17 protein-coding genes are annotated in these 18,841 nt (G+C 62.1%); 9 read left to right on the forward strand and 8 right to left on the reverse strand.

What is annotated here, in order from left to right; translation table 11 throughout:
- The first annotated feature begins 154 nt into the window (after nucleotides 1–154).
- Together AACW30_RS15560 and AACW30_RS15565 are read left to right on the forward strand one after the other, a co-directional pair.
- Nucleotides 155–1,723: a J domain-containing protein gene (locus AACW30_RS15560; RefSeq protein WP_200625241.1), complete on the forward strand. Its 1,569-nt coding sequence runs from the start codon at nucleotides 155–157 to the stop codon at nucleotides 1,721–1,723.
- Complete coding sequence (locus tag AACW30_RS15565) at nucleotides 1,720–2,718, forward strand: DUF3829 domain-containing protein (protein ID WP_200625242.1); 999 nt, start codon at nucleotides 1,720–1,722, stop codon at nucleotides 2,716–2,718. The genes AACW30_RS15560 and AACW30_RS15565 overlap by 4 nt, the downstream gene beginning before the upstream one ends.
- Before the next feature lie 64 nt (nucleotides 2,719–2,782).
- On the opposite strand, the gene AACW30_RS15570 is transcribed toward AACW30_RS15565, so the two are convergent.
- Nucleotides 2,783–3,277 carry a hypothetical protein gene (locus AACW30_RS15570; RefSeq protein WP_106579177.1) on the reverse strand — a complete coding sequence of 165 codons (495 nt, stop codon included), beginning with the start codon at nucleotides 3,275–3,277 and terminating at the stop codon, nucleotides 2,783–2,785.
- Nucleotides 3,278–3,438: 161 nt separating this feature from the next.
- Here AACW30_RS15570 and AACW30_RS15575 point away from each other — a divergent pair, with 161 nt between their 5' ends.
- The gene (locus tag AACW30_RS15575) at nucleotides 3,439–4,131 is read left to right on the forward strand and encodes an aspartate/glutamate racemase family protein (RefSeq protein ID WP_106579176.1); all 693 of its coding nucleotides are present in this window, start codon (nucleotides 3,439–3,441) and stop codon (nucleotides 4,129–4,131) included.
- Here the strand turns inward: AACW30_RS15575 and AACW30_RS15580 are convergent.
- The 4 genes from AACW30_RS15580 to AACW30_RS15595 all read right to left on the reverse strand — a co-directional run bounded on the left by AACW30_RS15580 (nucleotide 4,128) and on the right by AACW30_RS15595 (nucleotide 8,168).
- Nucleotides 4,128–4,640 carry a GNAT family N-acetyltransferase gene (locus AACW30_RS15580; protein ID WP_106579175.1) on the reverse strand — a complete coding sequence of 171 codons (513 nt, stop codon included), beginning with the start codon at nucleotides 4,638–4,640 and terminating at the stop codon, nucleotides 4,128–4,130. The genes AACW30_RS15575 and AACW30_RS15580 overlap by 4 nt on opposite strands.
- Before the next feature lie 61 nt (nucleotides 4,641–4,701).
- Nucleotides 4,702–5,775 (reverse strand): DUF1176 domain-containing protein, encoded by a 1,074-nt coding sequence (locus AACW30_RS15585; RefSeq protein WP_200625243.1) that lies wholly within the window; start codon nucleotides 5,773–5,775, stop codon nucleotides 4,702–4,704.
- 55 nt (nucleotides 5,776–5,830) lie between these two features.
- A complete protein-coding gene (locus tag AACW30_RS15590) occupies nucleotides 5,831–6,970 on the reverse strand; it encodes a glycerate kinase (protein ID WP_200625244.1) in 1,140 nt (379 codons plus the stop codon).
- 91 nt (nucleotides 6,971–7,061) lie between these two features.
- Nucleotides 7,062–8,168: a sugar diacid recognition domain-containing protein gene (locus AACW30_RS15595; protein WP_200625245.1), complete on the reverse strand. Its 1,107-nt coding sequence runs from the start codon at nucleotides 8,166–8,168 to the stop codon at nucleotides 7,062–7,064.
- A gap of 161 nt (nucleotides 8,169–8,329) precedes the next feature.
- Between AACW30_RS15595 and AACW30_RS15600 the strand changes: the two genes are divergently transcribed.
- Nucleotides 8,330–9,640, forward strand: coding sequence for an MFS transporter (locus tag AACW30_RS15600; RefSeq protein ID WP_200625246.1), 1,311 nt, complete (start codon nucleotides 8,330–8,332; stop codon nucleotides 9,638–9,640).
- 129 nt (nucleotides 9,641–9,769) lie between these two features.
- On the opposite strand, the gene AACW30_RS15605 is transcribed toward AACW30_RS15600, so the two are convergent.
- Complete coding sequence (locus tag AACW30_RS15605) at nucleotides 9,770–10,474, reverse strand: SDR family oxidoreductase (RefSeq protein WP_119740318.1); 705 nt, start codon at nucleotides 10,472–10,474, stop codon at nucleotides 9,770–9,772.
- 101 nt (nucleotides 10,475–10,575) lie between these two features.
- Between AACW30_RS15605 and AACW30_RS15610 the strand changes: the two genes are divergently transcribed.
- From AACW30_RS15610 to rarD, 3 genes are all read left to right on the forward strand, one after another.
- Nucleotides 10,576–11,478: a LysR family transcriptional regulator gene (locus tag AACW30_RS15610; protein ID WP_200625247.1), complete on the forward strand. Its 903-nt coding sequence runs from the start codon at nucleotides 10,576–10,578 to the stop codon at nucleotides 11,476–11,478.
- 81 nt (nucleotides 11,479–11,559) lie between these two features.
- Nucleotides 11,560–12,570, forward strand: coding sequence for an aldo/keto reductase (locus AACW30_RS15615; protein ID WP_106579168.1), 1,011 nt, complete (start codon nucleotides 11,560–11,562; stop codon nucleotides 12,568–12,570).
- A gap of 295 nt (nucleotides 12,571–12,865) precedes the next feature.
- The gene (rarD, locus tag AACW30_RS15620; protein ID WP_106579167.1) at nucleotides 12,866–13,747 is read left to right on the forward strand and encodes an EamA family transporter RarD; all 882 of its coding nucleotides are present in this window, start codon (nucleotides 12,866–12,868) and stop codon (nucleotides 13,745–13,747) included.
- A 55-nt stretch (nucleotides 13,748–13,802) separates the two neighbouring features.
- Here the strand turns inward: rarD and hppD are convergent, their stop codons facing one another.
- Both hppD and AACW30_RS15630 read right to left on the reverse strand, forming a co-directional pair.
- Nucleotides 13,803–14,879: a 4-hydroxyphenylpyruvate dioxygenase gene (gene hppD / locus AACW30_RS15625; RefSeq protein WP_106579166.1), complete on the reverse strand. Its 1,077-nt coding sequence runs from the start codon at nucleotides 14,877–14,879 to the stop codon at nucleotides 13,803–13,805.
- Between the two features lie 245 nt (nucleotides 14,880–15,124).
- Nucleotides 15,125–16,048 carry a DMT family transporter gene (locus tag AACW30_RS15630; protein WP_200625248.1) on the reverse strand — a complete coding sequence of 308 codons (924 nt, stop codon included), beginning with the start codon at nucleotides 16,046–16,048 and terminating at the stop codon, nucleotides 15,125–15,127.
- Nucleotides 16,049–16,124: 76 nt separating this feature from the next.
- On the opposite strand from AACW30_RS15630, the gene AACW30_RS15635 reads away from it, so the two are divergent.
- Nucleotides 16,125–17,003 carry a LysR family transcriptional regulator gene (locus AACW30_RS15635; RefSeq protein WP_200625249.1) on the forward strand — a complete coding sequence of 293 codons (879 nt, stop codon included), beginning with the start codon at nucleotides 16,125–16,127 and terminating at the stop codon, nucleotides 17,001–17,003.
- 110 nt (nucleotides 17,004–17,113) lie between these two features.
- Nucleotides 17,114–18,655: an EAL domain-containing protein gene (locus AACW30_RS15640; protein WP_200625250.1), complete on the forward strand. Its 1,542-nt coding sequence runs from the start codon at nucleotides 17,114–17,116 to the stop codon at nucleotides 18,653–18,655.
- The last annotated feature ends 186 nt before the right edge of the window (nucleotides 18,656–18,841 follow it).

Below are 18,841 nucleotides of genomic sequence, written 5' to 3' on the forward strand. Positions count from 1 at the left end.
TCGCCACCGGTTTGCGACCGGGCACGCACCCTGCGGATCGTCGAAGCGGGTGCGCCAAGTACGCCAGCAAGACCGCGCCCTCCCTCACTCCCACTGGTTCAGCGGACACTAAACCGGGTAAGGTGCGCGCGTTATTTATGGAGTTTTACCGCACATGACTTGCTGGGATCTCCTCGGCCTATCCCCGAATGCCGATAGCCGCACGATCAAACGCCAATACGCCACCTTGCTGAAGAAAACCCGACCGGATGATGATCCGGAAGGTTTTCAACGCCTGCGTGAAGCGTACGAACACGCCTTGAATTGGCAACAATGGGCGCAGGAAGACGACGGCGCTGAGCTGGCAGTGGCCACGGTGCCGACGGCCTTGGCTGCCCAGACCTTGCAGGAGCACTACACGCTGGCGATGGCCGCGGGTGCCGGGCTGGAATTTGAAGTGGGGCTGCTTAAACGCTGCCTCTGGGACGAGGAGCTCAACGAAGAGGATCGGCGTTGGGCGTTTGACACTTTCCAGTGGCTTAGCGCCTGGCAACGCCTGGAGTTGCCGCAAGCGCTGATCGAAGCCTTGGCCGAACAGCGCAGGCAAGCCTTCCAACACACGCTGAGCTTGGCCATGGCCGAGCGTGACGAAGCGGCTTTTCTCGCAGCTTATGCCGCGCGCGTTGATCAGCCCTGGCTCCAGCAACCGGCGCATGCCCAGTGGGTTCACCGCATGCTGGCGACGCTGTTGACCGAAAGCCAGTTCTGGTCCCCCGCCGTGTTTGAGGCCGTGCGCACCGGCCAGGGATGGCAGGGCAGCGACCACGCATGCCCCGCAGACGAATGGCAACACTTGATACGGCGCCAGCAAGGCCCGGTATTCATGGCCCACCAGTACGCGTTGGCAGCCACAGCGCCCAATACCCCACAGCAACGCGCCGCGCGCTTATTGCTGGCGCCGATGTCTCTGGGCCAGCGGCGTGCATTCGCCCAGCGCCTGAGTGAACAAGACTGGGAGGCGTGCCGAACCTTGGCCGCGACCCTTAAAGCCGACCATCCCGACATAGCACAGGCGATGCCAGGCGGCACGCCGTATTTCTGGCAGGATTGGGAAACTGCTTTCGACACCTTGCCGCTGCTGCTCGCGATTGTGCTGGGCTGCCTTGTCGGAGCGCTGTTCCAGTCGCCTTGGCAAGCGGGCGCGTTAGTGGACACTGCGGGGGACGCGTTGGCCTGGTCGATGGCCTACATGGCCGTTGGCGCACTGGCCTGGCAGGTGTGGCGCCCGTTGGCGCATTGGCTGCGCGTGCTGGATGAACGTCTCGGTGCAACACTGCCGCGCTGGATGAGCCCCACCCGCCTGCCGTTGTTGCCGGTACGCGACCTGATCCCGGGTGCGGCCATGGGCATTGCCATCAGCGCTCAGTTCGGGCCCGTCGCCGGCCTGACACTGGTGGCGGTCCTGGCTGCCGTCGGCGCGGGCAAGCGCCGGGCAGGCATGAGCGTGAAGGAGTGGGCCGCCCATTTTCCGCGCCGGGCCTTGGGCGCCATCGGCCTGGGCGCCCTCGCCTTCGCCCTGGTGTTTGCCGGGTTTAAATACCTCGACAGCCGCCATCAGGTCGGTCGCCACCAAGGTCTGCAGCAATGGACCGAACGCGTGTGCAGCCGCATGCCGCAAACCGCTGAAGACTGTCAGGCCCCGGCCACACACGCGCAATGGTATGGCCAGGAGGCCGAGCAATGAACCCAGCCCTGTTACTCCCCATTGGCCTCGTGTTTATGCTGATGCTGGTCGGCCTGGCCGGCGCGGGCAAACACACCCAGGTGCTCGAGTTGTGGCTGGATAGGCTCGACGGCCCGCAAACCGCGGCCGCCAGTGCGCTAACGCCGATCATCGACTGCATGAACCGCGTTGACCGAGACACGCGGCTGGCCTACCAGCGTTTAGTACACCCGCCAATGGCCGAGTCAGCGCCTCAAGCGCGAACCTCTTTGCCAGCAGGTCGCTACGCCAGGTCACGCGAAGAGTTCGGCGACAACAGCGAGCCGCAGGCGCGGGTGATCCAGAACGACGTGTGCGCCCCCACCCTCACCACCAAGCTGGCGCATCAGCACCCCGCCAGCCCCTTGATCGGGATGACCGCTGAGTACCTCGCGAGCCTGCAGAAAATCTCCTCAACGCTGGGCACCTCGAACCAGCGGCGGCTGTTCGGCGACGTCTTGCAGCAACGCATTGAAGACGAACTCAGCAGAAATGGCGAAGCCTACGCGACGGTGTCCAGCCAGCTGCGCCGCGCCCTGGCGGTGCAAGATCAGCGTCTGCGCGTTGAGCAACGGGCTGTGCTGGAAGCGCGTCTGGGCCAGGACCTGCACTGGCACCTGCTCAATTACATGATCAGCGCACGCGCGGCGGTGGATCAGATCGACGACGGCGTGCGCACTGCCAGCCTGACGCCCCAGGCGCTGGCGAAGCTGACGGCGGCGGTGCAGCGCGCCAACGAAAACAGCGCAACCTTCGTGGACCACATCCCGAATAAAAACCTTAATGATGAAGCCCTGCACCTTTGGTACGTCATCAGGCAGCCCGCCGATGCCTACCTCATCGCACTGCACAATCTGCTTCAAGACTGGCTGGACCACGCCCCGCCGCAACAGCTGAGTGACGATTACTACCTCGTGACTCGCCGCTACGACGCGCTGCTCAGCTATTACAACCGCCCGGCAAGAAATGCGTTCTAGCCCTGAGTGCGTGCTGCGCCCAGCTCAGGATTGCGCCGGGGCACCCGGCGCCGGGCGAGCCCGCTCAAACGCGATCGCGCGGGATCAGGCTCTGCAACTGCGACGCCAAAAAATTTGCGTCGAAGGCAAACGTGTCCGGGTCCTTCAGGCCGTTGGTTTTTTTCCATAGCCAATCGTTTTTATCAGCCGGCAGCACCAGTGATACGCTGCCGTGCCGTGCGGCGGTCAAGCCCATCACCGACACGGCAATCGAGCCGCCCGCCCCCATCACGTCCGGCACGAACTCCACCGTCTTGCCGGTGATGTGCACCGTCAGTTTTTCGGTTTTGAAGGTCGACGTCTCAACCGGCAGGCTCGGGCCGCTGGCGACATAGGCCTCACGGTGGACTTCCAGCAGCCCAGTGGTCTTGACGGGTTCCAGCCACTGCTCGATCTGCCCGAACAGCTCGCCGAGCTTTTGCGCCCAGCGTGCGGACTGCACGTCGAACTGCTGTTTTTTGTGCGCTTCGCTGTCGGCGTAATGACGAAGCATCTCGCCCAATTGCTGTACATCGTCCATTGCGGATTTCCTTGGGTGGGCCAGGTTGCGAACGCTGATCATGGCAGATGCGGCGGTTCAGCGTGCGGCTTAACTGCACCGGTCATTTGACCGGCAACTGCGTATGACTATTGCGCAGCCGATGGGTATGGTGAGGCGACATCCCCTGTCAGGAGCATCGCATGCGCACCATCGGCCTTATCGGCGGCATGAGCTGGGAGTCCAGCGCCGAGTATTACCGCATCATCAACCAGCGCGTGCGTGACCAGCTGGGCCCGCTGCGCTCGGCGCAACTGTTGATGTACAGCGTGGATTTCGGCCCGGTCGAACAGGCCCAGCATACCGGCCGTTGGGATGACGCCGCGCTGATCCTCGAGGATGCGGCGCGCCGCTTGCAGGCTGGCGGTGCGGATTGCGTGGTGCTGTGTACCAACACCATGCATCGGGTTGCAGCGCGTATCGAGGCGGCCGTGTCGATTCCGTTTCTGCATATTGCCGATGCCGCCGGTGCCGCTGCGGTAGAAGCCGGTACGCTGACAGTCGGTTTGCTGGGCACGGCATTCACCATGGAGCAGGACTTTCTCACCGCACGCCTGACCGCCCAAGGCTTGACCGTGTTGGTGCCCGACGCTGACGAGCGCCAGGCCGTGCACCGAATCATCTATGAGGAGTTGTGTGTCGGCGTGCTCAGCGCTGCCTCGCGCCAGGTCTATCAGCGGGTAATCGAGTCGCTGGCCGCACGGGGCGCCCAGGCAATCATTCTTGGGTGCACGGAAATCGGCCTGCTGATCAAACCGCAGCACAGCAACCTGCCATTGCTGGACACCACCGAGCTGCATGCGCAGGCTGCAGTGGCGTTTGCTCTGGGGGGTTAAGCCGTCTGGCGCAGGCGCGCCATGCTCAGGGTGTCAACGAAGACGCCGTCACGCAGGGCGTAATCGCGCATCCGGCCTTCGACCTCGAAGCCGAACTTGCGGTAGAGGTTATGCGCGGCTTCGTTGTCGGCGTACACCGTCAGTTCGACGCGGCGCAAATTCATCCAGTTGTCGGCCACGTCCAGCGCGGCCGTCAACAGCCTGGAGCCGACGCCCTTGCCTTGCCAGGCCGTGGCGACGCCCATGCCGAACGAACCGACATGGCTGCGGCGCACCCGCAGGGTTTGCTCCAGGCCAAGCTGGCCGATCACCTCCCCTGCATGCATCGCCACCAGCTGTAGCCGCCGCTCGTTATCCAGCGCCAGCTTGTTACGCCACGCCTGCACCGACTGAAAAGGCATTTGCAGCACCTGACGGCACACAGCCGGTTCGTTGTAGAGCGCAGCGACGCCTTCAAGGTGGGCCTCGGTGAAGCGCTGGATCACGATAGGGGATTCAGGTGTGCGCATTGCGTTTCTTCCTTGGAAAAACAAGTGGCTGCCCAGTGTAGAGGCCAAGCCGCCACGCTGGCTAGGGTGCTGGCACTGTCGTCCACAACGTAGGCCAATCGCCGTAACCCACCCCATTGCAGCGCGGCATCTGATGCAACTCGCGCAGTTGGAAAGCCTTGCCGTCAAACACCCAGACACCGCCCTCGCCGCAATCACCAACGCCACGCAGTTTGTAGAAATAGCTCAAGGTGCCGGTGGTTGGGTCGTAGCCGACCGAGCCTTGCAAGGCAGCGCCGTCCACAGGTAGCGGTTGAATGCTCAACGTGGTTTCGGCGTACGGCGCCTTGCGCTCACGGCTGCTGACTTCGTACTCGCAGGTGTAGGCCGCGCAGTCATAGCGCACCACTGTCAGGGCTTGAGCTTCGCTCAATGCGCCGACTTCGGCCTCGGGTTTCATCGCGGTGTCGGTGGTGGTGATCGCCTTCACCGCAGCGGCGGCCAGCGCGGCGTATTCCTGGTCGTTGAGCGCCGGCGCCGACGTGAAGGGGCGCAGCACCGGTGGCGGCAAGCGTGCCGGCACGTCGCTGGCCGCGCCCTTGCCAGGCCGCGCAAGTGCGGTGACGTTATCCACCCGCCCTTGCACCGCGTCCATCAACAGCAGCGAGGCACTCAGCCCGCTCAGGGACACATGCGCGGTGTCGTCGCCCGGTAACTGCAAACGCTGGCCGTTGCGCAAGCGCTGCAGCCAGAGCCGCGCCGGCGCGTCCTCGATCACGCCGTAGGATTGCAGGTGGGGATCAACACCCTGATCGTCCAACTGCACCTCCAGGCTGCGCGTCAGTGCTTGGTCCAGGGGCTTTCCGTCCAATTGCAGAGTAGAGAGGTCCAGCGCCTCACCGCGATGATCAACGCGTAAGCGCAGGTACCCTTCGGGGCCGGCTTGATGCCAGATATGCAAGGTCAGGGAGCTGGCATCTTCCTCATCCACGCCACTGGGCGCGCTGAGGGCGTGACAATTGCGCAGGTTGTCGCAGCCGGTGACCCAATTCTTGATTTCCCGCAGCAGCGGGACGGTTTCAGTCGCGGGTTGAGCGAGGGCCGGGGCGCTGATGCCAGTCAGCAACAGGGCCAGCAAAGCGGTGGTGCGCAGCATGGGGACTCTCCGTGTCGAAAAACGGCGCGGATTGTCCCATGTTCACGGTGTTGCGTCAGCGCCCGGTCGCTGTGCGCCACAGTCGCGCAATATCTGCCGCGCGCTCGCGCAGCAGGCGCGGCGCGTCGCTGCACGCCTGTTCAAGGCTCATCGGCCCGGACGGCAAGGCGAATGCGGCGCTCACGCCGTGGCTATACATATGCTCGTAGCCGTCGCCCAGGGTGCCGGCGATCACGATGACGGGCACGTTGTGCTGCTGGGCGATGCGCGCCACGCCGAAGGGGGTTTTGCCGCGCAGGGTCTGGGCGTCGAAACGGCCTTCGCCGGTGACCACCAGGTCAGCCCCCTGCACCGCTGCATCCAGGCCGACCAGGTCGGCCACCACCTCAACACCCGCGCGAAATTGCGCGCCAAGGAACGCTTTGGCGGCAAAGCCCAGGCCACCGGCGGCGCCGCTGCCGGGTTCATCGCGCACGTCTTTGGGCAGGACCTTGGTGCAATGATCGGCAAAGTGACCCAGGGCTGCGTCCAGTTGCTCGACCTGCTGCGCGCTGGCACCTTTTTGCGGGCCGAAAATGGCAGACGCGCCGTGCGGACCACACAGCGGGTTATTCACATCGGCGGCAATTTCAAAACGCACCTGAGCCAAACGTGGGTCCAGCTGTTCAAGGCTGATCCGCGCAAGCCGCGCCAGCGCCAGGCCACCCGGGGCAAGTGCCTGATCTTGCGCATCGAACAGTTGCACACCCAGCGCCTGCATCGCCCCGGCACCGGCATCGTTGGTCGCACTGCCGCCAATCGCCAGAATGATGCGCTGGGCACCGGCGTCCAGGGCTGCACGGATCAGTTCGCCCGTGCCGTAGGTGCTGCTCGAACAGGCGTCGCGTTTGCCCGGCGCCAGCAGTTGCAAACCACTGGCTTCGGCCATTTCGATAATGGCGGTATGGCTGTCGGCCAACCAGCCCCAGCGTGCTTCAACCGACGCGCCCAAGGGGCCTCGAACGGTTTGGCTGCGCAACTCGCCCTTGCAGGCAGCAAGGACCGAATCCACCGTGCCTTCACCACCGTCCGCCATCGGGCACTGGACCAGATGTGCCTGCGGCCAGACCTCGGCCAAGCCTTCGGCGATGGCCTGGGCGACGCCTTCGGCGCTCAGGCTGTCCTTGAACGAGTCGGGGGCGATGATGATTTTCATGGGCGTTCTCCGGTTTTTATAATGCCCATGCTGCCAGTTGGCTGCGGCAATGACGCCGGTCCGATGCACAAGTGTGGCGCAGGTTTGTTGTTCATTCCGACAAAGCCTGGGGCAAAAGCTGTACGCCAAGGTACAGGGCCAGCATGCCATCGAGGGTCAATGGGTCGACGCCGCTGAGCTCGGCAATGCGTTCCATGCGGTAGCGCAAGCTGTTGCGGTGGATGCCCAGCGCGTCGGCGCAGGCCTGGCTCTGGCCGTCGTGGTCGCACCAACTGCGCAGCGTGGCAAGCAGCTGGCCGTTGGTGTCCTTGGCCAGCACTTTGCGCAACGGGTTCAGCAGTTCATCCAGCGCATCGTCGTTGCGGTGGCGCCAGAGCATCACCGGCAGGCGATAGCGGTTGAGCGTCAACAAACGTGACTGGGGCAAGATGTCACGACCGTAGGCCAGCAGATCGCCGACCCGGCGATAGCACCGGCGCAGGCCCGCCAGGCCATCTGCTTGCCCACCGACGGCAACCCGCAGGATGTTCCAACCCAGGCCCTGAAGTTTTTCCAGCAGCCGTGGGTTGTCCACCTGCACCGCCGCCGGCCGGCACCACAACAGGGAAAACTGCGCAGAGCTGACACACCAACTGTCCGGGTAACGGCTGGTCAGCCAGGCGCTCAGCGCGTCGGCCGACTGACCCACACCCAGCTCAAACAGGTACGGCGTGCGCGGCATGTGCGGCTTGAGCCCCAGTTGCTGGGCCTCGTCCACCAGGCGCGGCGAGTCACCGCGTTCGGCCAGCAATAACGCAAGCAGGTCGTCGCACCGCTGGCGTCGCCATTGCTGCTCGGCTTGCTGATGCCGGTGGCTGACCAACATCTCGGCGGTCATGCGCACCAGTTCAGCGTAGGTGCGCAACAGCTCGGGTTCACCGGTAATGCCCAAAACGCCGATCAGGCGTTGGTCGTGCATCAAGGGCAGGTTGATGCCCGGCTGCACGCCTTTGAGGTGCTTGGCAGTCTGGCCGTCGATCTCGACTACCCGGCCGTTGGCCAGCACCAGCTGCGCACCCTCATGGCGGGTATTGATGCGCTCAGGCTCGCCGCTGCCCAGAATCAGGCCCTGGCTGTCCATGACGTTGACGTTATAGGGCAGGATCGCCATGGTGCGATTGACGATATCCTGCGCCAGGTCATGATCCAGCTCGAACATGGGGCTAAATTCCTGAAAAAAGCGAGTTGGTCATAGGCACAGCGCAAAGCGTGCCTGACTGTGCGCAAGCACAAAGACAGCACCCCGCAAGGTGGCCGAGACTCATTGAGCGATCAACGTTACCTTCGCATCGCGAAAAATCATAATAAAGAGAGACTGACATGTCACAGAGCGCCGCTGCCACACTGGCCACCGATGACGATAAAAACGCCATCTACAAGCGCATTACCCTGCGCCTGATCCCCTTCATTTTCATCTGCTACCTGTTTAATTACCTTGACCGGGTAAACGTTGGTTTTGCCAAGTTGCAGATGCTCGATGCGTTGAAATTCAGTGAAACGGTCTACGGCCTGGGGGCCGGGATTTTCTTTATCGGTTATGTACTGTGCGGCGTGCCGAGCAACCTGGCGCTGACCCGGTTCGGCCCGCGGCGCTGGATTGCGCTGATGATGATCGTGTGGGGCACGCTCTCCACGTGCTTGCTGTTCGTGACCACGCCGACACACTTCTACGGCCTGCGCCTGTTGACCGGTGCCGCTGAAGCCGGGTTCTTCCCAGGCGTGGTGCTGTACCTCTCGCAGTGGTTTCCGACCTTCCGCCGTGGGCGGATCATGGCGTTGTTCATGTCGGCAATCCCGGTGTCCGGCCTGCTTGGCAGCCCGTTTTCCGGCTGGATCCTCAACCACTTTGCCGCCGGCCAGGGTGGCCTGGCCGGCTGGCAGTGGATGTTCCTGTTGCAAGGCATCCCGACGGTGATTCTGGGCGCGCTCGCTTATTTCCTGCTCAGCGACAGCTTCGCCAATGCCAAGTGGCTTACGCCGCATGAGCGTACAGTGCTGGAGGCCGACCAGGCGACGGATCTGGCGAACAAACCGAAAACCACCACAGATTCGCTCGGCGAGGTGTTCAAGAACCCGGCCATCTGGGCGTTTGGCCTGATCTACTTCTGCATCCAGAGCGGCGTGTACGCGATCAACTTCTGGCTGCCGTCGATCATCAAGAGCCTGGGCTTCAGCGATAACCTGGTGATTGGCTGGCTCAGCGCGATTCCGTACCTGCTGGCCGCGGTGTTCATGTTGCTGGTGGGCCGCTCCGCCGACTTGCGCAAGGAGCGTCGCTGGCACTTGGTGGTGCCGATGTTGATGGGCGCTATCGGCTTGGTGATCGCCGTTAATTTCGCCACCACTCCGGCGATTGCGATTCTTGGCCTGACCATCGCCACCATGGGCGCCCTCACTGGCCTGCCGATGTTCTGGCCGGTGCCGACCGCTCTGCTCAGTGCCGGCGCAGCGGCCGGTGGTTTGGCCCTGATCAACTCCATGGGCCAGATGGCCGGCTTCCTCAGCCCGTATATCGTAGGGTTTGTGAAGGATGCCACCGGGTCCACGGATGTGGCGTTGTACTTGCTGGCGGCGGTGATCGTTGCCGGTAGCGTGTTGGCGCTGCGCATGACGCGCACGTTGAAGGTATAACGCGCGCCCAGCAGCAATGAGTTCAATGTGGGAGCGGGCTTGCTCGCGAATGCGGTGGTTCAGTCGATACATTCAGTGACTGACACTCTGCTTTCGCAAGCAAGCCCGCTCCCACTTTTGGTTGCCGGGTTACAACAGTCCGCCGCCGTCGATGTCGATCACGGCGCCGGTGACAAAGCCATTTTCCATGGCCAGCACGTACCCCGCCGCCACTTCTTCAGCCTGCCCCACGCGCCCAACCGGCAAGGCCCCGCCGGCCTTGGCAAACATCGCCTGGCGCTGTTCTTCTGGCAAGCCTGCATAAGCAGGCGTGTCGATCACCCCGGGGCTGATCACATTGACCCGACGTGGTGCCAGCTCCTTCGCCAGCTGTTTGCCCAGCGCCTCGGTCGCGGCGTTGATGCCGGTCTTGATGAACTGGCCGGGCGCCAATTTACGGCCCAGTTGGCCAGAGGTCAGCGTGATGCTGCCGTGCTCGTCGAGAAATGGCAGCGCCTGTTGAATCGCGCGCAGCGAGCCCCAGAGCTTCACGTTGAAATTGTCCTGGGCTTCATCCAGGTCAGTGTCGAGCAAAGGTTTGGCCCGCACCGACGGCCCAGAGGTGTAGACCAGATGGTCAAAGCGCCCCACCGCCTCGAACAAGCGTTGCAAGGACGCAGTGTCGGTCACATCGACCGGCTCGCTGCGTACGCCGTTGTCGACACCGGAGGTCAACCGGCGCCCGGCCAGCACCACCTGTGCGCCTCGTGCCGTGGCTGCCTTGGCCACGGCGGCGCCGATACCGCTGCTGCCGCCGATGACGATAACGGTTTTACCGCTGAGGGAAGATGTCATGGGTTAACTACCTGACTAAGAAAGTGAGCGTTGATCTTCTCAGCTTGGCAATCAGCGAAAAATCCCGGTAAAACGACAAGATCTTTAAAGGATTTTTACAAATGAGCTCAACCCTCGACCTTGAAGTGTTCGTGCGCACCGCCGACACCGGCAGCCTGTCAGCGGCGGCGCGCAGCCTCAACCTCACACCGGCTGCAGCGAGCATTGCGCTCAAGCGGCTGGAAACCCGGCTGGGCATCCGCCTGCTGGCCCGCTCTACGCGCAGCATGCGCCTGACCGAAGAAGGCCGGCGCTACCTGGACAGCGTGCGGGTTGCGCTGGAAGCCTTGTCGGAAGGCGAGCAGGCGATCAAGCAACAAGGCCAGAGCCTCAGCGGTTTATTGCAATTGGCGGCGCCCTCGGATTTTGGCCGCAATGTGCTGCTGGGCTGGCTGGATGAATTCAAGCGCGAACACCCGAACATCCGTTTGCAGTTGTTGCTCAACGACAGCAACGCCGACTTATTCCGCGACACCGTCGACATTGCCCTGCGCTTTGGTGTGCCACGCGACTCCAGCCTGGTCGCGCTGCCGGTGGTGCCGGGCCACCACCGTATTCCCTGCGCCAGCCCCAACTACCTGGCGCGCCATGGCACACCGCGCACGCCGGCAGACCTGGCGCAGCACAGCACGCTGCGCTACATGCGCCGTGGGCAGGCCAACAACACTTGGTACTTTCGTCAGGGCGCACTGCTGCAGGAAGTCGAGGTGACGGGCGATTACCTCAGCGACGACGGCGAAATCGTGCGGCGCTGGGCGCTGGCAGGCCATGGCATTGCCTACAAGGCCAACCTGGACATCGCCAGCGATATCAAGGCCGGGCGCCTGGTGCGGTTGTTGCCTGACTGGCAAGGCGAACCCACGCCGTTCAACCTGATGTGCCCGCACCGCCTGCAAGTGTCGGAACGGGTGAAAGTGCTGCACCGATTTCTGCAGACACGCTGTCAGGCCTTGCTCAGTGCATGAAGAAACGCGCGCCGGGCTTGTTCCAGAGCCCTCGAGTCTGGTATTGCAGGGTTCACGTTTCCCTGCCATGAGGAGCTTTGCATGATTTACCGCACATTGGGCCAGTCCGGGTTGAAGGTCAGCGCACTGACACTGGGCACCATGATGTTTGGCGAACAGACCAACACCGAAGACTCGCTGCGCATCATCGACAAGGCCTGGGACCAGGGCATCAATTTCATCGACACCGCCGACGTCTACACCGGCGGGCGTTCCGAAGAAATCGTCGGCGAGGCCATCGTTCGTCATCGCCAGGACTGGGTGGTGGCGTCCAAGGTCGGCATCGGCCCGGCGGACGGCGTGCCGAACCGCAGCGGCTTGAGCCGCAAGCGCATTTTCAACGCGCTGGAAGCCAGCTTGACGCGCCTGGACACTGACTACCTGGACATCTATTACCTGCACCGCGAAGACCATGACACGCCGCTGGAAGTCACGGTGTCGGCAATTGGCGACCTGATCCGCCAGGGCAAGATCCGCTATTGGGGCCTGTCCAACTACCGGGGCTGGCGCATCGCCGAAGTGATTCGTGTGGCCGAGCGTTTGGGCGTGGACCAGCCGATCATCAGCCAGCCGCTGTACAACATCGTCAATCGCCAGGCCGAGGTCGAGCAGCTCACTGCCGCAGCCGCCTACGGCCTGGGCGTGGTGCCTTACAGCCCGTTGGCGCGCGGCGTGCTCAGCGGCAAGTACGCACCCGACGTCGCTCCTCAAGCGGGCAGCCGTGCAGCGCGTCAGGACAAGCGCATTCTGGAAACCGAATGGCGCGTGGAGTCACTGCGCATCGCCCAACAGATTCAGCAGTACACCCAAGGGCGCGGCGTCGGCATTGTCGAGTTTGCGATTGCCTGGGTGCTGAACAACTCGGCCGTGAGCTCGGCAATTGTCGGGCCGCGCACCGAAGCGCAATGGGATGCCTACACCGGCGCGCTGGAGGTGAAGATCAGCGCTGAAGATGAGGCCTTTATTGATTCACTGGTAACGCCGGGGCATTCGTCCACGCCGGGCTTCAATGATGTGGGGCATTTTGTTTCGGGCCGCGTGGCACGCGCGTAGCGCCTGCAAGGTGTAGGTGTGTGTGGCGAGCGGGCTTGCCCGCGTTGGGCTGCGAAGCGGCACCATCGAGGACACCGTGTTGTGTCAGGCACAGCGCGGGGTCTGGTTTTGGGTCTGCTTTGCAGCCCAGCGCAGGGCAAGTCCGCTCGTCACAGGCGCTTGCATGAACCTGGTGTGGTGAGAAAATTTCCTGCAAAACGCCCCAAAACAGCGCAACCGTCTTGCGCCAAAAGCACCATAATCCTCTCCTGAAATATCCCCCCTATTTATAACTATTCGTTTTCGCGAGGACAGTGTGTCTAAAGGTGTTGTGTTGTCGGTATTGGCCTCGGTGTTGTTTGCCGTGATGTATTACTTCACCTCGCTGCTCACGCCATTGAGCGGCCTGGAAATTTTCGGCTGGCGCATGTTGCTGACCGTGCCGTGCATGACCGTGTTCATGATCATCAGCGGCGAATGGCGGCGGGTCTGGGAGCTGGTGCGAATGCTGGCGGCCAGGCCGCGGCTGATCGGCGGCGTGCTGCTGTCGTCGGCCTTGCTCGGCGTGCAACTGTGGCTATTTATGTGGGCACCGCTCAATGGGCGCAGCCTGGATGTGTCGGTCGGCTACTTCCTGCTGCCGCTGACCATGGTGCTGACCGGGCGCCTGGTGTACGGCGAACGCTTGTCGCGTCTGCAGCAGATCGCGGTATTTTTTGCCGCGCTCGGCGTGCTGAACGAGTTGTATCAGGCCGGTGGTTTTTCCTGGGCAACCCTGGTGGTGATCATTGGTTACCCGATCTATTTTGTGGTGCGCAAATACCTGACCACTGATCACCTGGGCGGCTTGTGGCTGGACATGGCGCTGATGCTGCCCGTGGCCTGGTGGTTTGTGCAGCACGGTGAACAAGGTTTTGCCGTGATGGACATTCATCCAAAGCTGTATGCATTGATTCCGATGCTGGGCGTGATCAGTGCCTCGGCGCTGGTCAGCTATATCGTGGCCAGCCGGCTGTTGCCTTTCAGCCTGTTCGGGCTGCTCAGCTATGTGGAACCGGTGTTGCTGCTGGCGGTGGCGTTGATATTGGGCGAAGGCATCAAGGGCGGCCAGTGGCTGACCTATATCCCGATCTGGCTGGCGGTGATGGTGCTGGTGTACGAGGGCTTCAAGCACTTGGTGCGTCAGCGCAAAGCGTGATGCGCAGGCCATAAAAAGCCCGGCCGAGGGTTACCTCGGCCGGGCTTTTTTACGCTTAGTCGGCGGTCAATACACCACGACGCACCTGGTCACGCTCGATCGACTCGAACAGTGCCTTGAAGTTGCCCTCGCCAAACCCATCATCGCCCTTGCGCTGGATGAATTCGAAGAACACCGGGCCCATCAGGGTTTCCGAGAAGATTTGCAGCAGCAGGCGCTTGTCTCCGGCAATTGACGAACCGTCGAGCAGAATGCCACGCGCTTGCAGTTGGTCCACCGGCTCGCCGTGGTTAGGCAGGCGGCCTTCGAGCATTTCGTAGTAGGTGTCTGGCGGCGCGGTCATGAAGCGCATGCCGATCTTCTTCAGCGCGTCCCAGGTCTTGACCAGGTCGTCGGTGAGGAACGCCACGTGCTGGATGCCTTCGCCGTTGAACTGCATCAGGAACTCTTCGATCTGGCCCGCGCCCTTGGACGATTCTTCGTTCAGCGGGATGCGGATCATGCCGTCCGGAGCGCTCATGGCCTTGGACGTCAGGCCGGTGTATTCGCCCTTGATATCGAAGTAGCGCGCCTCACGGAAGTTGAACAGCTTCTCGTAGAAGTTGGCCCAGTAGACCATGCGCCCGCGATACACGTTGTGGGTCAGGTGGTCGATGACCTTGAGGCCGGCGCCCACCGGGTTGCGGTCCACACCTTCGAGGTACACGAAGTCGATGTCATAGATCGAGTTGCCTTCGCCGAAGCGGTCGATCAGGTACAGCGGCGCGCCGCCGATGCCCTTGATGGCTGGCAGGTTCAGCTCCATCGGGCCGGTTTCGATGTGGATCGGCTGTGCGCCGAGTTCGAGCGCGCGGTTGTAGGCCTGCTGCGAATCCTTGACGCGGAACGCCATGCCGCACACCGACGGGCCGTGTTCGGCCGCAAAGTACGAGGCCAGGCTGTCGGGCTGGTTGTTGAGGATCAGGTTGATTTCGCCCTGGCGATACAGGTGCACGTTCTTGGAACGGTGGGAGGCGACTTTGGTGAAGCCCATGATCTCGAAGATCGGCTCCAGGGTGCCCGGCGTTGGCGATGCGAATTCGATAAATTCAAAGCCCATCAGGCCCATTGGGTTTTCGTATTGGTCTGCCATGGTGGCACCTCATCATTCTTGTCATTAACACGGGGTTATTTGCGAGCAAGGATGAGGTTGCAGGGTGGCGCACAGGACAGGCCTCGCACACTGCGCGCGAGGAAATCACCAAAGATGAGGGGGGAGCCGAGTAGCTTCATGGTTACATCAGTCTCTGACGGCCGAGGCTTGCGTGAGCGCAAGTCCATATTCTTGTATGCGTAAATCGATTCTACACAGCGTAACAGCGTTTGTCCGCACTCTTATCAAATCCCCAATGGCTTGGGCTGCGCAAGGGGTTTGTTGCACAGATGGATGCCCAGCAGGATCACCGCCCCGCCCACCAGCATCGGCGTGCTCAGGTGCTCATCCAGCAGCATGGCGCCGCAGATCACTGCCGTCAGCGGGTTGAGTGCGATGAACACGCCGGCGCGGGTCGCTCCGATACGGCGAATGCCGTCATACCAGGCGATGTAAGCCAGCGCCGAGCCGAACACGCCCAGGTACAGCAGGCTGAGCATTTGCGGTAAGTGGAGCGCGCTTAGGGCTTTTAATGTGAGCTTGCCACCGACCAGTGTGGTGACCGTCAACATCGCCGTTCCCAGCAAGATCGACCAGGTCACCGTTTGCAATGGCCCCAGGCTCTGGTTGAGGCTGCGGGAAAACAGCGAGTAGGCGCCCCACCCCAACACACAGCCAAAAATCAGCAGATCGCCCAGCCAGGCGTTGGCCGTACCCTGCAGCACTTGGGGATTGCGGCTGATGATGACCGCACCCGCGCCGCCCAGGCACAAGGCAATGCCCAGGCATCTGGCCGTGCCTAGCCGCTCCTTGAACAGCCACCACGAACCCAGGCCGATCACCGCCGGGTTCAAGGCCACGATCAGCGACGCCCGCGACGCATTGATGTAATGCAGACCGTAGAAGAAACACAGGTTGTAGAAAAAGATTCCGCAGAACCCCAGCATTGCCAACTGCGCGAGTTGCCTGGCGCTGGGCCGCGCCAGGCGCACGCGTGCCAGGGCCATGAAGCCCAGCAGCGCTGCGCTGGCCAACACAAAACGCAGCGTGGCCGCCAGCAGCGGCTCCACGTTGGCCGCCAGGTAGCGGCCGGCCACAAAGGTCGCGCCCCAGATCATGGTGACAGCAGCAAGTTTGAGGTAAGTCAGGCGATCGGGAGAGGGCGTCATCGGTGAGGCTCAGTGGATGTCAGGATTGGGATATCCTGTGACTAATGACTGATCATCGTAAAATGAGTAATTGCTCATGACCCTTACGCAGCTGCAAATCTTCTCGCGCGTGGCCGAGCTGCAAAGCTTCACCCACACCGCTCACCTCCTGGGCATCAGCCAGTCAGCCGTGTCGCATGCCATCAAGGCCCTTGAGCAGGAACTGGGCGTCGAACTGTTCCGGCGCCATCAGTCCCAGGTCGAACTCAGTGATATCGGCCAGCAATTGCTGATGCGTGCGCGCACCTTGCTGGGCGTGGCCGACACCCTGCAACAGGAAGCCTCGGATGCGCGGGGCATGAAGCGCGGCACGCTGCGCATCGGCTCCTTTGGCCCGACTTCGTCCAATCGTCTGCTGCCGCGCATTCTCGAGCCATTCAGGCGTCAGCACCCGGGCATTGAGGTGCACGTGGACGAAGGCCCGGACCGCCAAGTGATCCAGTGGCTGGACGAGCGGCGTATCGACGTGGGATTTGTGGTGCTGGAGCAGGAGCGCTTCGATACGTTTGCGCTGTTCAACGACCAGATGGTCGCCCTGCTGCCCGCTGCGCACCCGCTGGCAGCGCAGCCGTGCGTGACCTTGAAGGCGCTGTGTGACGACCCGTTCATTCTCACCGACGCCGGCTCGCAGGAGCTGGTCTCGCGATTGTTCAGCAGCGCGCGACTAACCCCGAATGTGCGTTACCGCTGCTCGCAACTGCTCAGTACGCTTGCGGCAGTAAGCCGCGGCGACGGCGTGAGTGTGGTGGCGCAGGCGTCCTTGCCGCAGACGCCAGACGCACGTTACCAGGTGCGCCCGCTGTCGCCACGGGTGGGCCGGGACATTGGCCTGGCGGTGCTCGACCAACGTCAGGCGACACCTGCGACCCTGGCGTTTATCCAATTGGCGCAGACGCTGAACTTCCAGCGGGGCTGACTCACCTGACCGCCAGGTACAGCGAGCTTATTTCGCACGCGCCATCTATCATTTGATGTATCTGATTAGCCCTTCGGGGCTTTTCCCATTCTGCGACAGGCCGTCTCTCCATGCCCCTGACCGTAAACGGCCCGCGAAAACGCGCCACCCGCTATTTGATTACCACCCTCAGTGGCCTGCTGCCAATCGCGCTGGGGATGGTCATTCTGCACTGGCAAGCCGAACGCACCCTGCAACAAAGCACTGCGCAAACCGCCCGTGAAGCCGTGCGCCAGTTTGACCTGATGCTCGATAACACCACCCTCGCCGCCCAGGCCTTGCTGCCACTGGCGGGTCAGCCGTGCGACAACGGCGCGCAGCTGGCGCTGCGTGAACAAGTCACGCGCCGGCCCTTTGTGCGCGCAACAACGTTGTCCTGGCAAAAAAACATCTATTGCAGCTCGCTGTTCGGCGATCACTACCAGTCGGCGGTCAACCCGGATGATTACGTGGACGGGAGTCTGTGGTTGATGAATGGCAATCCGGTCACACCCGATACCGCGCTGCTGGTTAACCGGCTGGTCGAAGGCGACAAGGCGGCGTTCGCCTCGATTGATGGTTATCACCTGACCAACGCCTTGCGCTTGATCAGCCGTTACGCACACCTGGTGTTGCAAGTGGGCCCCAACTGGCTGGATGCCGACGGCAAGGTGCACAACACGCCCGTGCCGGTGTTCGAGGTGGCCCATCACCACCTGGCCTCGCAGCGCTATCACTACAGTGTCGACGCCGGCATGCCGGCCGGTGAAGTGTGGCGGTACATGGAAGCGCGCTATCCGGCACTGTTCAGCCTGCTGGTGTTTTTTGGCGTACTGTCGGGCGTGCTTGCGCACTGGCTGCAAAAGCGCTCGTCTGCGCCCACCCATGAACTGCAACGCGCCTTGGGTGCCAACGAGTTCATTCCGTACTTTCAACCCGTGGTCCGCGGCGACACGCGTGAATGGGCCGGCTGTGAAGTGCTGATGCGTTGGCAGCACCCGAAAGAAGGCCTGGTGCGTCCCGACCTGTTTATCCCGTTGGCGGAGCATTCCGGCCTGATCGTGCCGATGACCCGCGCCTTGCTGCACCAGACGGCGGCGCAGCTGGCCCCGCATGCCGCGCGCTGGCGTCCGGGCTTTCATATTGGCGTGAATATCACGGCACGCCACTGTGAGGATCTGGACCTGGTGGAAGATTGTCGAACGTTTCTCGCCGCGTTCGCCCCAGGCCAAGTGACGCTGGTGCTGGAGTTGACCGAGCGTGAACTGATCAAGCCTACGGATATCACGCGTCAGCTGTTCGACGCCCTGCATCAACTGGGTGTGATGATTGCCATTGATGACTTCGGTACCGGGCACTCCAGCCTCGGTTACTTGCGCAACTTTAATGTCGATTACTTGAAAATCGATCAAAGCTTTGTCGCCATGATTGGCGCTGATGCACTTTCACGGCATATCCTCGACAGCATCATCGAACTCTCCGGCAAGCTGGACCTGGGCATCGTGGCCGAGGGCGTGGAAACAGCAGAGCAATGTGAATATCTGGCGGCCCACGGTGTGGATTTTCTGCAGGGTTACCTGTTTGGCCGGCCACTGCCCGGTGACGAATTCATTAAGTCGCTGGCCAGCCATTGAATAGCCACTCATTACGCTTGATGAAATAATCTTATTTAGGTAAACGACGTGATTTACTCGTGGGGCATTAACTACTACAATTTTTCCTGCCTGTGCTGAACTCGCAGAAAGGCCTCTTTCTTTGAGTCACCTTATAAGCGCTTGGCTTATAGCTTTGTCTGCAGTTGATATCAGCAAACTACATTA

The sequence above is a fragment of the Pseudomonas sp. MF6747 genome (assembly GCF_963890955.1).
Classification (GTDB): Bacteria; Pseudomonadota; Gammaproteobacteria; order Pseudomonadales; family Pseudomonadaceae; genus Aquipseudomonas.

Coding starts and splice junctions, on each gene's coding strand:
- AACW30_RS15560 (WP_200625241.1), top strand. CDS start 155: ATGACTTGCTGGGATCTCCTCGGCCTATCCCCGAATGCCGATAGCCGC.
- AACW30_RS15565 (WP_200625242.1), top strand. CDS start 1,720: ATGAACCCAGCCCTGTTACTCCCCATTGGCCTCGTGTTTATGCTGATG.
- AACW30_RS15570 (WP_106579177.1), bottom strand. CDS start 3,277: ATGGACGATGTACAGCAATTGGGCGAGATGCTTCGTCATTACGCCGAC.
- AACW30_RS15575 (WP_106579176.1), top strand. CDS start 3,439: ATGCGCACCATCGGCCTTATCGGCGGCATGAGCTGGGAGTCCAGCGCC.
- AACW30_RS15580 (WP_106579175.1), bottom strand. CDS start 4,640: ATGCGCACACCTGAATCCCCTATCGTGATCCAGCGCTTCACCGAGGCC.
- AACW30_RS15585 (WP_200625243.1), bottom strand. CDS start 5,775: ATGCTGCGCACCACCGCTTTGCTGGCCCTGTTGCTGACTGGCATCAGC.
- AACW30_RS15590 (WP_200625244.1), bottom strand. CDS start 6,970: ATGAAAATCATCATCGCCCCCGACTCGTTCAAGGACAGCCTGAGCGCC.
- AACW30_RS15595 (WP_200625245.1), bottom strand. CDS start 8,168: ATGTTCGAGCTGGATCATGACCTGGCGCAGGATATCGTCAATCGCACC.
- AACW30_RS15600 (WP_200625246.1), top strand. CDS start 8,330: ATGTCACAGAGCGCCGCTGCCACACTGGCCACCGATGACGATAAAAAC.
- AACW30_RS15605 (WP_119740318.1), bottom strand. CDS start 10,474: ATGACATCTTCCCTCAGCGGTAAAACCGTTATCGTCATCGGCGGCAGC.
- AACW30_RS15610 (WP_200625247.1), top strand. CDS start 10,576: ATGAGCTCAACCCTCGACCTTGAAGTGTTCGTGCGCACCGCCGACACC.
- AACW30_RS15615 (WP_106579168.1), top strand. CDS start 11,560: ATGATTTACCGCACATTGGGCCAGTCCGGGTTGAAGGTCAGCGCACTG.
- hppD (WP_106579166.1), bottom strand. CDS start 14,879: ATGGCAGACCAATACGAAAACCCAATGGGCCTGATGGGCTTTGAATTT.
- AACW30_RS15630 (WP_200625248.1), bottom strand. CDS start 16,048: ATGACGCCCTCTCCCGATCGCCTGACTTACCTCAAACTTGCTGCTGTC.
- AACW30_RS15635 (WP_200625249.1), top strand. CDS start 16,125: ATGACCCTTACGCAGCTGCAAATCTTCTCGCGCGTGGCCGAGCTGCAA.
- AACW30_RS15640 (WP_200625250.1), top strand. CDS start 17,114: ATGCCCCTGACCGTAAACGGCCCGCGAAAACGCGCCACCCGCTATTTG.